The following is an 825-nucleotide window of genomic DNA, read 5'->3' as shown; positions in this document are numbered from 1 at the left end:
AGGTCTTGCCCTGGTCGTGCGCGGTGCCGATGGTCGTGTAGCGCTTGACGTGCTCCATCGAGCGCAGTCCGGCGCCGACCGCGCGGGCGAGGTCGGCCACCGTCGCGTCGCGCTGCAGGTCGACGAAGGACGTCCGGCCGTCCTGCCCCGAGGTGTCGGGGACGTGCCAGAGGGTCAGCGGGGCGGCCGGCCCGGGGCTCGGCTCCGTCGTCGGCTGCCGGACCGCCTCGGGCGCCGGCAGCGACAGGTCGGCGAGCGCGGCGGCCCCCACCCGCGCGCCGTCCCGGAGGCAGCCGGCCAGGTCGAGCACCCCGGCGGCCGCGCCGGCGACGCTGAGCCCGTCGAGCTGCTCGGCCGGCAGGAAGGCGCCGAGCGCTTCGTCGAACCGCAGCCGCCCGCGGGCCTGGCTGAACAGGTGCACCGCGGGGTTCCAGCCCCCGCTGACCAGCAGCAGGTCGCACCCGACCGGCTCCGCGGCCCCGGGCCGGCCGTCGGCGAACGGGGCGACGTGCGCCGAGGTGACGTGCTCGGTGCCGTCGGTGCCGGTGACCACGCTGCCGGTGCGCACCGGGATCCCGCGCTGCGCGCAGGCGGCGAGCCAGTGCTGCGGCGCCTCGGCGCGGGCCTCGACGACGGCGGCGATCCGCACGCCGGCGTCGGCCAGGTCGACTGCCGCGGCGTAGGCGCTGTCGTTGGTCGTGAAGACGACGGCCTCCCGGCCGGGGAGCACCCCGTAGCGGTGCAGGAACGTCCGGGCGGCGCCGGCGAGCATGATCCCCGGGCGGTCGTTGTCGGCGAACACGACCGGGCGCTCGTGCGCCCCGG

Annotated in this window: 1 pseudogene; it reads right to left on the bottom strand. The window is 78.1% G+C overall.

What is annotated here, in order from left to right:
• Window positions 1-802, bottom strand: a pseudogene (locus ACI78Z_RS24995) (ferredoxin); the annotation flags it as partial.
• Window positions 803-825: the final 23 nt, after the last annotated feature.

This window comes from Geodermatophilus sp. SYSU D01176 (assembly GCF_054050015.1).
The sequence above is the reverse complement of the archived record's forward strand: the minus strand, read 5'-3'. Positions and strand labels throughout refer to the sequence as shown.